This window comes from Phycicoccus sp. Root101, from assembly GCF_001426245.1.
In the GTDB taxonomy this organism is placed as follows: Bacteria; Actinomycetota; Actinomycetes; order Actinomycetales; family Dermatophilaceae; genus Pedococcus.
In genome coordinates this window covers 32,265-45,949 of sequence record NZ_LMCM01000001.1, presented here as the reverse complement: position 1 = coordinate 45,949, position 13,685 = coordinate 32,265, and the positions used below count along the sequence as shown (strand labels likewise).

Here is a 13,685-nt window from a genome sequence, read left to right as displayed (position 1 = left end):
TCAGGCTCCCGTCGAGGTCGCGTTGGCGGCGACGGGGTTGCCCACCTGGGCAGCCTGGCCGCGGGTCGGAGCGTCGTCGTCCTTCTTCTTCGAGGTCGGCGGTCGCTGGATGACGTCGGCCCCGCCGAACCGGATGAAGAGGAAGGCGACGATGGCGATCAGCAGGAAGATGATCGTCGAGAGGGCGGAGGCGTTGTTGAACCCGCCCTGGCGGATCTGGTCGATCACGAGCATCGACAGGGAGGTCGTGCCTCCACCGCCGTTGGTGAGGATCGCCGGCAGGTCGTAGATGCGCAGCACGTCGAGGGTGCGGAACAGCACGGCCACCATGAGCGGCACCTTGACCAGCGGGAGGGTGATGCGCACGAACGTCTGCCACTTGGTGGCGCCGTCGATCTGGGCGGCCTCGTAGACGTCGCCGGGGATGAGCTGCAGGCCGGCGAGGATGAGCAGCGCCATGAACGGCGTGGTCTTCCAGACGTCGGCGATGATGATGGCGAACTTGGCCGCCGTCGGGTCGCTGGTCCACAGCTGGGCCGGGATCCCGACGAAGCCGAGGAGCTTGTTGGCGATGCCGTCGAAGGCGAAGATGAAGAACCAGAGCTTGGCGGTCACAGCGGTGGGGATGGCCCAAGGCACGAGGATGGCGGCGCGGACGAGGCCACGGCCCTTGAAGTCGCGGTTCATGATCATCGCGAACCACATGCCGAGGCCGATCTCGACCACGACGCTGACGACGGTGAAGAAGAGGGTGACCCAGAAGGCGCTGTAGAACTGTGCGCCGAGGGTGCCGGGCGGGCAGTCGACGTTGCCACACTGCTGCAGCAGCCAGTGGGTGTAGTTGGAGACGCCGGCACTGCCGCCCTGGACGAACAGGCCGGTGGCCGGGTCGAGTCCTTCGTCCTTCTTGAAGGAGTCGAACACCGCTCGGACCAGGGGATAGAGGATGACGGCTGCGAGGAAGGCCAAGGTCGGCAGGACCAGCAGGAGGCCTTGACGTCTCTGGGCGTCGTTGAGCCCCTTGGGCTTCTTGGTGGGGGGCGATTTCTTCGTCGACCCCTGCGTCGACTGTGCGACTGCGCTCATGCCTGCTCCTTGCCCGGAAGCGATGGTGGAAAGACCGTGATGTGTTTCGCGCTCGGCGACGTTCGGTGCGACGACGTACTCGACGATGGTGCGGCCCGGCCGTGGGGACGGTTCCCGGAGGAACCGTCCCCACGACTCGGGTCAGGCGGCGTGGATCAGCCGGAGGCGGCCTGCATGGCGGCCTGCATGTCCTTCACGGCGGCCTCGGGGGTCTTCTGACCCTGGATGGCTGCGTAGAAGTTCTCCTGGATGGCCTTGCTCACGGCCGGGTAGAACGGGGTGACGGGACGCGACACCGCGTTGGAGATGGACTCCTTGAGCGTCGGCAGGTACGGGTACTTGGCGACGAGGGCCTGGTCGGTGTAGATCGACTCGATGACCGGAGCCAGCGAACCCTTCTCCATGTTGGTCTTCTGCTCCTCGGGGCTGGTCAGGAACTTCAGGAAGTCCAGGGCCGTGGCCTTGTTCTTCGAGAAGGCGCTGATCGCGGCCATGTGGCCACCGAGGGTCGAGGTGCCGGGGCCGTCCACGCCGGGCAGCGGGGCGACGGCGAACTTGCCCTTGACCTTCGAGGAGGCGTCGGTGCTGGCCAGGTTGTAGACGTAGGGCCAGTTGCGCAGGAACAGCAGCTTGCCGTCCTGGAACGCAGCGCGGCTCTGCTCCTCCTGGTAGGTGATGGCCTGCTTGGGGATGTCACCGTTCTTGTAGTGGTCGGCCAGGGCCTTCAGGCCGGCAGCCGCCTCGGGGGAGTCGACGGTCGGCTTGCCGGCGTCGTCGACGACCTTGGCGCCGTAGGCGTTCATCCACTCGGTCGCGTTGCAGGTGCCGCCCTCGTACTTGGCGAACTGGCCCGCGTAGCAGTCCATGCCGTTCTGCTTGGCGATGGAGCACATCGACCACATCTCGTCGAACGTCTTCGGCGGCGTCTTCACGAGGTCGGAGCGGTAGTAGAGCATCGCGCCGTCGGAGGAGGTGGGTGCCGCGTACAGCGTGTTGTTGTACGTGGCGGCCTTGACGGTCGGGGCCAGGAATCCGGTGGTCGGCAGGGCGAACTTGTCCTTGAGGGGGGTCAGCCAGCCCTTGGCGGCGAACTCCGCGGTCCAGACGACGTCGACCGAGACGACGTCGTACGCCGTGCTCTTGGCCTGGAAGTTCTGCACCAGGTCGTCGTGCTGCTGGTCGGCCTGGTCGGACTGCTCCTTGATCGTGACCTTCTCGGTCGGGTGGGCCGCGTTCCAGCGGGCCGCCTGCGGAGCGAGCAGGTTGCTGTTGTCCTTGCCCTGGACGTAGGTGATGGGGCCGCGGGCGTCAGCCCCGGAGGACGCAGCAGCGTTGCCGCCGCCGCCGCCGCCACCACAGGCCGCTGCGACGAGCGCAACGGACACTGCACCGGCAAGCACCGTGAAGGTGTGCCGCTTGTTCATTCGGAGGGCCATGCGCCCGCCTCCATTTCTCGCGTCGTGCTGAGGCGGACGTGCCTCAGCGCTGAGGTAACGGCCCCATGTAAACGTTTGCGCTCGCCTGTGGCAATCGCTTCATGAGGACAAGGCGGTAACGATTACGTAACTGCCGGGAAACCGAGCGTGGACGACCGTCGCTCAGGAGGCGACGCGGGTGTCCCAGACCGACACGTGGACAGGGTGCTTGCCGCACGACTCGGGCAATTCCCCTGCGAGCAGCAGTCTTTCGCAGTGCACGACCCAGCTCCGGCCGTCCTCGTGGACCACCTCGAAGGTGCTTCCGCCCGTGCCGACCGCTGCCTGCGGGGTGCCGTCGGGGGTGTCCAAGGGGGTGTCTGAGGCAGTGTCTGCGGGGGTGCCTGCGGGGGGTGTCGAGACCCGCGCCAGCTCGGTCACGGTGAACGCGGTGAGCGAGACCTCCGAGACGAGGTGGCGCACGTGCGACTCCGCCGCCTGGGCGCCGGGTGCGAGGGCGCTGCGCCCACGGTCGTGGGCGGGGCCGAGCAGGCCGAGCGGGAGGGCCCCGTGCCCGGCCGCGGCCAGGACCTCCCCGGCCAGCGTCGCGTCGAGGCGCGCCAGCGTCGCGCCGTGGGGGAGCAGCACGCCGGTCGGGGCGAACCGGTGGCCGCCGGTGTGCGAGGCCTCCCAGACCCGGCCAGGCGCCTCGGCGGCTGCGTCGAGGGCGACCGGTCGCCCTCGCACGGCGCAGCAGACGTCGCGCCGCCCGTTGGTGCAGACGAGGAGCACCGGCGGGCACGGCGCCATACCGGGCAGGGACCGCGTCACGGCGTCTCGGTCGCCGCGGGCCAGGGCGTCGAGGTCGACGTCGAGGAGGACAGCGGGGTCGGCGACACGTCCGGTGAGCAGCCACGGCTGCTCACCCGCCCAGGCGAGGTATGCCGTGTGGCCGGCCGGCGCCGGGTCGTGCGAGTCGTCGGGGTGGCGGCCCGGGCGTCGGATCAGGCTGAGCCGCCCGCCCCTGCTGCTGCAGGCCTCGGCGAGGGCCGACCCGAGGTCGGTAGGGAGGTGCGACTGGGTGGCGGCGTCGCGGCCCCAGGGGCCCGGCTGCTCGAGCGCCACGAAGAAGTCCGCCCGGGCTGCGGTGCCGTAGGCGGAGACGCCGGCCCGGTCGAACCCGACCGAGCAGGCGTCGGGAGCCGGGGTCCCGTGCCCTGACCCTGACCCTGAGGTTGACCTTGAACCCGTCGGGGTCACTGCGGGGGACCCGCGATGCGGGCGATGGCGGCCGGGGCGGGGACGCCGGAGCCGTCGCGTCGACCGGTCGGCTCCGGGAGCTCGAGGGCGACGCCGTTGGCGCCGGAGGCCTTGGCGGGCAACGGCCCGGCCCAGGCGAGGACCAGCGTGTCCTCACCGCGCAGGAACCGGTGGCAGCGCACGCCGCCGGTCGCCCGACCCTTGGGCGGGTACTCCGAGTAGGGCGTGGCCTTGATCGAGCCGGGCTCGGTGCCGGGGAGGGCGCCGGAGGAGCCGGAGGACGTGACGACGACGGCGTCGGCGCCCTGCGGCACGGCGCCGAAGAAGGCGACGGTGGCGCCGGCAGCGAGCTTGATGCCGGCCATCCCGCCGGCGGCACGTCCCTGGGGGCGAACCGCCGAGGCGCCGAACCGCAGCAGCTGGGCGTCGGTGGTGATGAAGACGAGGTCCTCGTCACCGCTGGTCAGGCCCACGGCGCCGACGACCTGGTCGCCGTCCTTGAGCGAGATGAGCTCGAAGTCGGTGCGGCCGGGGTAGTCGGTCGTGACGCGCTTGACCACGCCCTGGGCCGTGCCGAGGGCGATGCCCGGGGCGTCGGCCACGAGGCTGACGATGGTCAGGGGTTCCTCACCGGACGGCAGGTCGACGTATGCCGCGAGGGGCGCACCGCCGGACAGCGAGGGGGCCCCGTTGGTCGGGGGCAGCGTCGGCAGCTCCAGGGCCGAGAGGCGGATGAGCCGGCCACGGGACGTGACCAGCCCGACCTCGCCGCGCGCCGTGGTGCGGACCGCTCCGACGAGGGCGTCGTGCTTGCTGCGCGCGCCGTCGGCGGGGATGGGGTCGGCGCCGTTGGTGCGCGCCATCAGCCCGGTGGAGGAGAGCAGGACCCAGCACGGGTCGTCGGCCACCTCCAGCGGCGACGCCGTGGTGGCGGGGACGCCGGCCGACTCGAGCAGGACCGTGCGGCGGGGCGTGCCGTGGGCCTTGGCGACGTCGGCGAGCTCGGTCGACACCGTCCTCAGGAGCAGCTTCTCGTCGCCCAGGATCGCCTCGAGCTCCTCGATCTGGCGCTCGAGGTCGGACTTCTCGGTCTCGAGCTCCATGCGCGAGAACTTCGTGAGCCGGCGCAGCTGCAGGTCGAGGATGTAGGTCGCCTGCGGGTCGGTGAGGTCGAAGACGTCCATGAGGCGTGCCTTGGCGGTGTTGCCGTCGTCGGAGGTCCGGATCACCTGGATGACCTCGTCGATGTCGAGGATCGCGATGAGCAGTCCCTCGACCAGGTGCAGGCGGTCCTTGCGCTTGCCGAGCCGGTACTCGGTGCGACGCCGGACCACGTCGGTGCGGAAGTCGACGTAGACCTTGAGCAGGTCCTTGAGCCCGAGGGTGCGCGGCTGACCACCGACGAGGGCGACGTTGTTGATGGAGAACGAGTCCTCCATGGGGGTCAGCTTGTAGAGCTGCTCGAGGACGGCGTCGGGGTTGAAGCCGTTCTTCACCTCGATGACCAGCTGCAGGCCGTGCTTGCGGTCGGTGAGGTCCTTGACGTCCGAGATGCCCTGGAGCTTCTTGGACTGGACGGCGTCCTTGATCTTCTCGATGACCTTCTCGGGGCCCACGAGGTAGGGCAGCTCGGTGACGACGATGCCCATCCTGCGCGGCGAGGTCTTCTCGATGCGGGTGGTGGCGCGGGTCTTGAAGCTGCCGCGGCCGGTGAGGTAGGCGTCGCGGATGCCGTCGAGCCCGACGATGCGCCCGCCCGCGGGCAGGTCCGGACCGGGGACGAACTTCATCAGGTCGTCCAGCGAGCAGGTGGGGTTGGCGATGAGGTGGCGGGCCGCGCCGATGACCTCGACGAGGTTGTGCGGGGCCATGTTGGTCGCCATGCCCACCGCGATGCCGCTGGCGCCGTTGACGAGCAGGTTGGGGAACGCCGCCGGCATCACCTCGGGCTGCAGGAGCTGGTCGTCGTAGTTGGGGACGAACTCGACCGTCTCCTCGTCGAGCCCGGTCGTCATGAGGACGGCGGCAGGAGCGGGACGGGCCTCGGTGTACCGGGAGGCGGCCGGCCCGTCGTCGAGCGAGCCGAAGTTGCCGTGCCCGTCGACGAGGGGCAGGCGCATCGTGAACGGCTGGGCCATGCGGACGAGGGCGTCGTAGATGGCCGTGTCGCCGTGCGGGTGGTACTTGCCCATGACGTCGCCGACGACGCGGGAGGACTTGACGTGGCCGCGCTCGGGGCGCAGGCCCATCTCGTTCATGGAGTACAGGATCCGTCGCTGGACCGGCTTGAGGCCGTCACGGGCGTCGGGCAGGGCGCGCGAGTGGATGACGGAGACGGCGTACTCGAGGAACGCCCCCTGCATCTCCTCGCGGACGTCGATGTCGACGATCCGCTCGACGAACGGCTCGTCCACGGGTGCTGACGGGGTCTTGCGGGCCATACCTGGGTGCCACTCCTAGCAGTCGTCCCGCGGGGCGCGGGGGTCGTCCCAATCTTGGACCACGGCTAGACGGGCTCGGTCGCCGACTCGCCGGGGCCGGTTCCCCGACCACCCCCGAAGCGACCCCGGTGCACGACCTCCTGCTCGCTGCGCCGACCGCGCCGCAGCGACGGGGACGTGGTCCGCTCCCGCTCGTGGCCCAGCGCGACCACCCCGACGAGCCGCCGGTCCTGCGGTATGCCGTGGGCCCGCCTCACCTGCGGGTGCCGGTCCGGGGGCACCCCGAAGAAGAGGGCGCCGAGGCCCTCGTCGACCGCCGTGAGCAGCATGAGCATCGCCGCCATGCCGGTGTCGACGTCCCAGTAGGGCACCGGCCAGCGAGCCGGGTCGCGGTCGGTCCAGCCCTTGTCGGGCTCGGCGTAGCGGTCGAGGTAGGCAGTGGGGTCGGACAGGCAGAGGACCAGGACGGGGGCCGCCGACACGCCCCGCAGCCACGCGTCCGGCTCGCGCTCACCGTCGCGGGTGGCGGCCCAGAAGGCCTCGGTCTGCGACGGTCCCTCGAGCACGACGAAGTCCCACCCCTGGCTGAACCCGGCGCTGGGAGCCCGCTGCGCGGCATACAGGATCCGCTCGAGGACGTCCCCCGGGACCGGGCGGTCGGGGTCGAAGCGACGCACCATCCGACGGCGACGGACCACCTGCGAGAGCTCCATGACCCCATCCTGTCGCGAACGGGCGACGAGGCGCTGACAGGATGGGCCCAACCACGCGCGGGGGTGCGGCGTCCACCAGGCATGACGACGATGACCGCCGTGGCTCTCAGGGGAGGGGTGGCAGTGGCGACGCGGGACCGGGTCGACGTCGAGGCTGCCGTCCGCGAGGTCTACGACGTCCACTACGGCCGCCTCGCGGGGTGGACGGCCCGGTTGGTGGGCGACACCGACCTCGGCCATGACGTGGCCACGGAGGCGTTCCTCAAGCTGTTCCGGGAGTTCGGCAAGGTCGACGACCCCAGGGCGTGGCTCTACACCGTGGCCGCCAACCTCGTGCGCGACCACTGGCGCAAGCGCGGCCGCGAGGCGGTGGCGTACGAGCGGCACCAGGCCGGTCGCGACGACTTCACCCCGGCCCCCGACCTGGCGACCGCGCTCACCGTCCGCGACGCCGTCCAGCAGCTGCCGGACCGGCTGCGGGTGGTCGTGCTCCTGCACTACTTCGCCGACCTGCCCGTGGCCACCGTGGCCAGACAGCTCGAGAAGTCCGAGGGCACCGTGAAGCGGGACCTGTTCGACGCACGCCAGCGCATGGCGAAGATCCTGGGAGAGACGAGATGAACCGCGACCCCCTCGAGGACTTCTTCGCGCGCGAACGCGCCGACGTCCGCGAGCTCCCCGCAGGCGAGGAGCGCTGGGAGGCGATGGTGGCCGAGTCGCGCCGCCCGCACCGCCGCGGCGCCCTCCTCTGGCTCGGTGCCGCCGCTGCCGCTGCGGTGGTCGCCGGCTCCGTCGTCGTCGGCACCGGGAACGTCCCGGACCTGCAGACGGCGTCGGACACCCCGACGAGGACCGTTGCCACGACCTCCGGGACCCCGCAGCCCACGGTGACCGTGACCCGGACCGTCCAGCCCGGCCCGCCCGCCACCGGCGAGGCCACGACGTCGTCCCCGAGCCGCACCACACCGGCCAGCAAGATCCTGCCCGTGCCGGTCGGCTTCGGCCTGGCCTCGATGACCAACGCGGGCGGCGGTCACCTCTACGCCCTCGGCGCGGGGGTCTGCGCCACGGGCGACTGCACCGCCGTCGTCGGCTCCGACGACAACGGGCGGACCTGGTCGACGCGCGCCTCCTTCACCGACCTCACGACCCGCGGACCACTCGTCACCCCGGCAGGACCGCACCAGCTCGTGGGCGTGCGGTTCGCGAACCCGCAGGTCGGGTACGTCTTCGGCACCGAGGTCCGGCGCACCACCGACGGCGGACGGAGCTGGACCCCCGTCGACGTGGGTGGGCGCACCGTGCTGTCGCTGGAGACCGACGGCTCGCGGGTCTGGATGGCCACCGCGGCCCGCTGCACCCACCAGGGTGCGGCGGCCACGCTCGGGTGCTCGGACCTGCAGGTCCGCACCGGGTCGGTCACCGACCGGACCACGACGGCGGTCCGGGTCGAGGGGCTGGCCAAGGTCGTCGAGAACGCCTGGATCGCGATGGACGGACCGGACGCCTACCTCAACGGCACGTCCACGGGCGCCCAGCAGCCACTGCCCGCCATCCGCGTCTCGGGCACGCCCACGGCGCTGCCCGTACCCGAGGGCTGCGACCCGTCGCAGGGACTGACGCTGGCGGCCACGGCCAACACCCGTGGCACCCTCGTCGGCCTGTGCCCGTCCGCCGACGCCCCCGACAGCCGCTGGACCGTCGTGACGTCCACCGACCGGGGCGGCTCCTGGCGCTCGCGGCCGGCGCCCGGGCTGGGCACCCCCACCCGGGCGGGGGTGTGGTTGACCGCGACCGATGCCACCCACCTCGTCGCCGTGCGACAGGCCCTCCCGGCGAGCACCGGGGAGGTGCCGTCGCCGACGACGATGCTCGCAAGCAGCACCGGTGGCGCCGCGTGGGCGCCGGTCGCACCGGGTGGTTCGACGGACACCGCGTGGGCCGGGGCGGCCGGGGGCGGGCTGGTCTACGCCTTCAGCGGAGGTGGTTCGTACTGGCTCAGCACCGACGCCGGCTCGACCTTCGAGACGGTGCCCCTGCGTCGCTGAGCCGGTCACCCACCCGGGTGCAGGCTCGTGCCATGCTTCGTGCATGAGTCGGGCCGCGAGCGAGGCCGCATGACCGAGGCCGCAGGGCGCCCTGTGGGGTACCCGACGCAGTGGGAGGCCGACGTCGTGCTCCGCGACGGCTCGGTCGCCCACCTGCGGCCGATCACGCCGTCCGACGTCGAGGCCGTGCACCGGTTCCACGCGGGGCAATCCGACGAGTCGATCTACATGCGGTTCTTCGCGCCGCTGCGCAAGCTCAGCGACCGCGACGTCACGCGGTTCACCAACGTGGACTACCACGACCGTGTTGCCCTCGTCGCCACCGTGCGCGGCGCGATCATCGGCATCGGTCGCTACGACAAGATCACCGCGACGAGCGCGGAGGTGGCCTTCAACATCTCCGACTCCTTCCAGGGCAAGGGGATCGGTTCGGTCCTGCTCGAACACCTCGCGGTGATCGCCTGGGAGTCGGGCATCGAGGAGTTCACCGCCGAGGTGCTCCCGCAGAACCGCAAGATGATCTCGGTCTTCAGCGAGGCGGGGTACGAGGTCAGCCGGCGCTTCGAGGACGGCGTGGTCTCGGTGCGGTTCCAGATCCGGCCCACCGAACGGTCCGAGGCCGTGCGGCTGTCGCGGGAGCACCGCGCGGAGTCGGTGAGCATGCGTTCGGTGCTCTTCCCCGACACCATCGCCGTGGTCGGCGCGAGCCGGCGCAGCGACTCGATCGGCCACCACATCCTGTCCAACATCCAGTCGGCCGGCTTCAACGGCGCGGTGTACGCCGTCAACCGCGAGGCCATGGAGGTGCTCGGGCTGCACGCGCACGCCCGTGTCTCCGAGATCCCCGACGAGGTCGACCTGGCCGTGGTCGCCGTGCCCGCCGAGGAGGTCCTCGACGTCGTCGCCGACTGCGCGGAGGCGGGCGTGAAGACGCTGCTCGTGGTGTCGGCCGGGTTCGCCGAGGCAGGACCGGCGGGGGAGGAGCTGCAGCGCGAGCTGCTGGCCACCGCGCGGGCCGCGGGCATGCGGGTCCTCGGACCCAACTCCTTCGGCGTCATCAACAACCACCCGAGCGTGCGCCTCAACGCCTCCCTCGCCCCCGAGCTGCCCCCGGCCGGACGACTCGGGCTCTTCGCGCAGAGCGGGGCGCTCGGCATCGCCGTCCTCGCGTCCGCCGCCCGCCGCGGGCTCGGGATCTCGGTGTTCGCCTCCGCCGGCAACCGCGTCGACGTCTCCGGCAACGACTTCATGCAGTACTGGATCGACGACGACGACACCGACGCCGTGGGGCTCTACCTCGAGTCCATGGGCAACCCGCGCAAGTTCTCGCGCATCGCGCGCCGGCTCGCCACGACCAAGCCGGTCATCGTCGTCAAGTCCGGGGTGTCGTCGTATGGCGTGCCACCCGGCCACCGGGCGCGGCCCACCCGGGTGCGCCCCGAGGCGTTCGACGCGATGCTGCGCCAGGCCGGTGTCATCCGGGTCGAGAACGTCCACCAGATGTTCGACGTCGCCCAGCTCGTGGTGCACCAACCCCTGCCCCAGGGCAACCGGGTCGCGATCGTCGGCAACTCCGACGCCCTGGGCGCGCTCACCGCCGAGGCCTGCGTGAGCTGGGGGCTCGAGGTGGCGCACGGACCGGTGTCGTTGCCCAGCGACGCCAGGGGTGAGCACTTCGCCGCCGCCCTGGCCGACGCGTTCGGCGACCCAGAGGTCGACAGCGTCCTCACCTGCTTCATCCCGCCCCTGGTCACCGAGGACGCCGAGGTGGCCGCGGCGGTGCGCGATGCGGCGATCGCCTCCGACAAGCCCTGTCTCGCAACGTTCCTCGGGATGCGGGGTGTGCTCGACCGGTTGTCCGACCAGCCGGGCGCAGGACGGGTCGAGGTCGTCCCGGCCTATGCGATGCCCGAGGACGCGGTGCGGGCCCTGGCCGCAGCCACCCGGTACTCCGAGTGGCGCTCCAAGGACCGGGGGGTGCAGGTCAACCCCGTCGGGATCGACCGCGAGGCGGCCGAGGCCCTGGTCGAACGCGTCCTCACCGAGTCGCCCGAGGGGCGCCGCCTCACCCATGCCGAGGTCACCTCGTTGCTGTCGGCCTACGGCGTCGACCTGTGGGGGAGCGTGCCGGCCCGGACCGTCGACGACGCGGTGGCGGCGGCCGAGGCCGTCGGCTACCCCGTGGTGATCAAGTCGGTCGCCCCCCTCATGCGCCACCAGCCGGGCCTGTCGGGGATCCGGGTCGACCTGCGCACCGAGGGCCAGGTGCGCGAGGCCTTCGCCGGTCTCACCGAACGGCTCGCGCCGCTGTCCGCCAACTCGTTCGTCGTCCAGCGGATGGCCACCCCCGGCGTCTCCTGCGTGGTGCGCTCCGACGAGGACCCGCTGTTCGGGCCCGTCGTGTCGTTCAGCATCGCGGGGCCGCCCACCGACCTGCTCGGCGACATCGGCCACCGCATCCCGCCGCTCACCGACGTCGACGTCTCCGACCTCATCTCCTCGGTCAAGTCCTCGCCGATGCTGCACGGCCACCGGGGGTCGACCCCGGTCCACCGCGCGGCACTCGCCGACCTCATCGCCCGCGTCTCGGTGCTCGCGGACAACCTGCCCGAGGTCTCGAGCCTCGTGCTCAACCCGGTCAACGCCCACCCCTCCGGGGTCGACGTGCTCGGCGCCGAGGCCGTGGTGGCCCCCACGCCTCGTCGCAAGGACCCGGGCCGACGCACCCTGACCTGACATCACCGCAGGTCACGCTGGTGCGGGACCCCCGGCACGGGCCGGCCACCGGCAGGGGGCCGCGTACTAGGGCAGGATGGGCGTTATGGGCTCCACCTCCTCCCACCCCGCACCGCCGCCGCTGGCTCTCCCCGACGACCTCACCCGAGCGATCCAGCAGGCCGGCTACTACCCGGCCCTCGTCGGTGACGTCGTCCGCGCGGCCCTCGGTGGGGACGAGGTCGTGTCGCACCTCGTGCACCAGGAGACGACCTTCGACCACGACGTGGTGCGCCGCCACATCACGGTCCTGGCCCTGACCATGAGCCGCCTGGTCATCGCCCACGCGGACGACCACACCGACGGCGGGCCGGGCCAGGAGGACGTGGCGACGGCGACCACCGAGAGCGTCCCGCTCAGCGCGGTCCGTGGAGTTATGGTCACCCACGTCGTCGCGCGCCCCCAGGACTACCAGCCCGGGTCGCTCGGTCGCGAGATCACGCTCACCCTCGGCTGGGGAGCGGTGAGCCGCATCGACCTGATGCCCGCCTCCTGCGCCGACCCCGACTGCGACGCCGACCACGGCTACGAGGGCAGCGTCGCCTCGGACGACATCTCCCTGCGCATCAGCGCCGACGCCGAGGGTGAGGTCGCCCTCCAGCAGGCACTGGACTTCGCACAGGCGCTGTCGACGAGCATCGGCAGCTGACCCGTGCCTCCTCCCACGTCCGTGCCCCGCCGCCGGCCGGTCTCCCTGACGGCGACGGCGTAGGCCGTGCCCCACGAAGGTCTGCTCCACCCGCGCTACGACGCGGCGGGACTCGCAGGAGTCCTGCCGGCGGTGGCGGCGACGCTCGGAGTGGACCGGTTCGCCGGTGCCCTGGCCGGCAGCTCGACGCAGCCGACCGGCCCTGCCAGCACGGGCCCGGACGGGCTGGACGAGGCCGGCAACTCCGGCCTGGCCTTCGGCCCGTCGCGCCGTGCCGTGGTCGTCCTCGTCGACGGGCTCGGGTACGAGCTGATCCGTCGCCGCGGAGGTCACGCACCGTTCCTGCGGTCCCTGCTCCCCGCGGCATACCGGATCACGGCGGGGTTCCCGTCGACGACGGCGACGTCGATGGGGACGTTCGGCACCGGGCTCCCTCCGGGCAGCCACGGGCTGCTCGGGTACGAGGTGCTGGTCCCTGGGGAGGACCGCCTCGTCAACCAGCTGTCGTGGGAGGACGGACCCGACCCGCTGACCTGGCAGCCGCAGCCCACCGTGTTCGAGCAGGTCGAGCGGGCGGGGGTGTCGGTCACCCGCATCGGTCCCGGGTTCTTCGACGGGTCCGGCCTGACCCGGGCGGCGCTGCGCGGCGGCCGGTTCAAGGCGGCCGACACGCTCGAGTCGCGGGTGGACGCCTCGGTGGCGGCCGTGCGGGCGTCGAAGCGCTCGCTGGTCTACCTGTACTGGGGTGAGCTCGACAAGGTCGGGCACGTGCACGGGTGCCAGTCGTGGGAGTGGGGCGACGAGCTCGAGGCGATCGACGCCGAGCTGGCCCGCCTGTGCCGCTCCGTCCCGTCGGACACCGCCGTCTACGTCACCGCCGACCACGGCATGGTGGACGCCCCGCACGCCCTGCGCATCGACCTGGCCCACGACCCCGAGCTGGCGGCGGGGGTGCGCCACGTCGGGGGCGAGGCCCGGGCCCTGCAGCTCTACTGCGAGGACGGCGCGGCGGCCGACGTCGAGCAGGTCTGGGTCGAGCGCGTGCGCGAGCGGGCCTGGATCAGGTCACGGGAGGAGGCGATCCGCGAAGGGTGGTTCGGGCCGGTGAGCGCCGAGAACCTGGCCCGCATCGGTGACGTCGTCGTCGCCATGCGCGACAACTTCGCCATCGTGGACTCCCGGCGGGCGCGGCCCGAGCTGCTCGCGCTGGTGGGGCTGCACGGTTCGCTGACGGCGGACGAGTCCGCCATACCCCTCTTCCACGTGCCGGCCCGGGACACCGCCTAGGGTGTTCCCTC

General features: G+C 71.9%; 10 protein-coding genes. 5 read left to right on the top strand and 5 right to left on the bottom strand.

Annotated features, from left to right (window positions below; translation table 11 throughout):
• The 5 genes from ASC58_RS00215 to ASC58_RS00195 form a co-directional block, all read right to left on the bottom strand.
• Positions 1 to 1,086 carry a carbohydrate ABC transporter permease gene (locus ASC58_RS00215; protein ID WP_082552796.1) on the bottom strand — a complete coding sequence of 362 codons (1,086 nt, stop codon included), beginning with the start codon at positions 1,084 to 1,086 and terminating at the stop codon, positions 1 to 3.
• Positions 1,087 to 1,241: 155 nt separating this feature from the next.
• A complete protein-coding gene (locus ASC58_RS00210) occupies positions 1,242 to 2,510 on the bottom strand; it encodes an ABC transporter substrate-binding protein (RefSeq protein ID WP_056918036.1) in 1,269 nt (422 codons plus the stop codon).
• 174 nt (positions 2,511 to 2,684) lie between these two features.
• A complete protein-coding gene (locus ASC58_RS00205; protein ID WP_056918035.1) occupies positions 2,685 to 3,761 on the bottom strand; it encodes a sucrase ferredoxin in 1,077 nt (358 codons plus the stop codon).
• The gene (locus ASC58_RS00200) at positions 3,758 to 6,202 is read right to left on the bottom strand and encodes a DNA topoisomerase (ATP-hydrolyzing) subunit A (RefSeq protein ID WP_056914846.1); all 2,445 of its coding nucleotides are present in this window, start codon (positions 6,200 to 6,202) and stop codon (positions 3,758 to 3,760) included. Before ASC58_RS00200 ends, ASC58_RS00205 begins: the two co-directional genes overlap by 4 nt.
• A 65-nt stretch (positions 6,203 to 6,267) precedes the next feature.
• A complete protein-coding gene (locus ASC58_RS00195; protein WP_056918034.1) occupies positions 6,268 to 6,915 on the bottom strand; it encodes a nitroreductase family protein in 648 nt (215 codons plus the stop codon).
• Between the two features lie 99 nt (positions 6,916 to 7,014).
• On the opposite strand from ASC58_RS00195, the gene ASC58_RS00190 reads away from it, so the two are divergent.
• From ASC58_RS00190 to ASC58_RS00170, 5 genes are all read left to right on the top strand, one after another.
• Positions 7,015 to 7,536, top strand: a complete 522-nt coding sequence (locus tag ASC58_RS00190; protein WP_200947694.1) for an RNA polymerase sigma factor — start codon at positions 7,015 to 7,017, stop codon at positions 7,534 to 7,536.
• Positions 7,533 to 8,963, top strand: a complete 1,431-nt coding sequence (locus ASC58_RS00185; protein ID WP_056918033.1) for a hypothetical protein — start codon at positions 7,533 to 7,535, stop codon at positions 8,961 to 8,963. Before ASC58_RS00190 ends, ASC58_RS00185 begins: the two co-directional genes overlap by 4 nt.
• A gap of 69 nt (positions 8,964 to 9,032) precedes the next feature.
• On the top strand, positions 9,033 to 11,699 hold the full coding sequence (locus tag ASC58_RS00180; protein ID WP_056918032.1) for a bifunctional GNAT family N-acetyltransferase/acetate--CoA ligase family protein: 2,667 nt from the start codon (positions 9,033 to 9,035) through the stop codon (positions 11,697 to 11,699).
• A gap of 85 nt (positions 11,700 to 11,784) precedes the next feature.
• Positions 11,785 to 12,387, top strand: coding sequence for a DUF5998 family protein (locus ASC58_RS00175; RefSeq protein WP_056914841.1), 603 nt, complete (start codon positions 11,785 to 11,787; stop codon positions 12,385 to 12,387).
• A 66-nt stretch (positions 12,388 to 12,453) separates the two neighbouring features.
• Positions 12,454 to 13,674 (top strand): alkaline phosphatase family protein, encoded by a 1,221-nt coding sequence (locus ASC58_RS00170; RefSeq protein WP_056918031.1) that lies wholly within the window; start codon positions 12,454 to 12,456, stop codon positions 13,672 to 13,674.
• The last annotated feature ends 11 nt before the right edge of the window (positions 13,675 to 13,685 follow it).

Excerpts from the sequence above, each read along its gene's own strand:
- ASC58_RS00215 (WP_082552796.1), bottom strand. The coding sequence starts at position 1,086 with ATGAGCGCAGTCGCACAGTCGACGCAGGGGTCGACGAAGAAATCGCCC.
- ASC58_RS00210 (WP_056918036.1), bottom strand. The coding sequence starts at position 2,510 with ATGAACAAGCGGCACACCTTCACGGTGCTTGCCGGTGCAGTGTCCGTT.
- ASC58_RS00200 (WP_056914846.1), bottom strand. The coding sequence starts at position 6,202 with ATGGCCCGCAAGACCCCGTCAGCACCCGTGGACGAGCCGTTCGTCGAG.
- ASC58_RS00195 (WP_056918034.1), bottom strand. The coding sequence starts at position 6,915 with ATGGAGCTCTCGCAGGTGGTCCGTCGCCGTCGGATGGTGCGTCGCTTC.
- ASC58_RS00185 (WP_056918033.1), top strand. The coding sequence starts at position 7,533 with ATGAACCGCGACCCCCTCGAGGACTTCTTCGCGCGCGAACGCGCCGAC.
- ASC58_RS00180 (WP_056918032.1), top strand. The coding sequence starts at position 9,033 with ATGACCGAGGCCGCAGGGCGCCCTGTGGGGTACCCGACGCAGTGGGAG.
- ASC58_RS00175 (WP_056914841.1), top strand. The coding sequence starts at position 11,785 with ATGGGCTCCACCTCCTCCCACCCCGCACCGCCGCCGCTGGCTCTCCCC.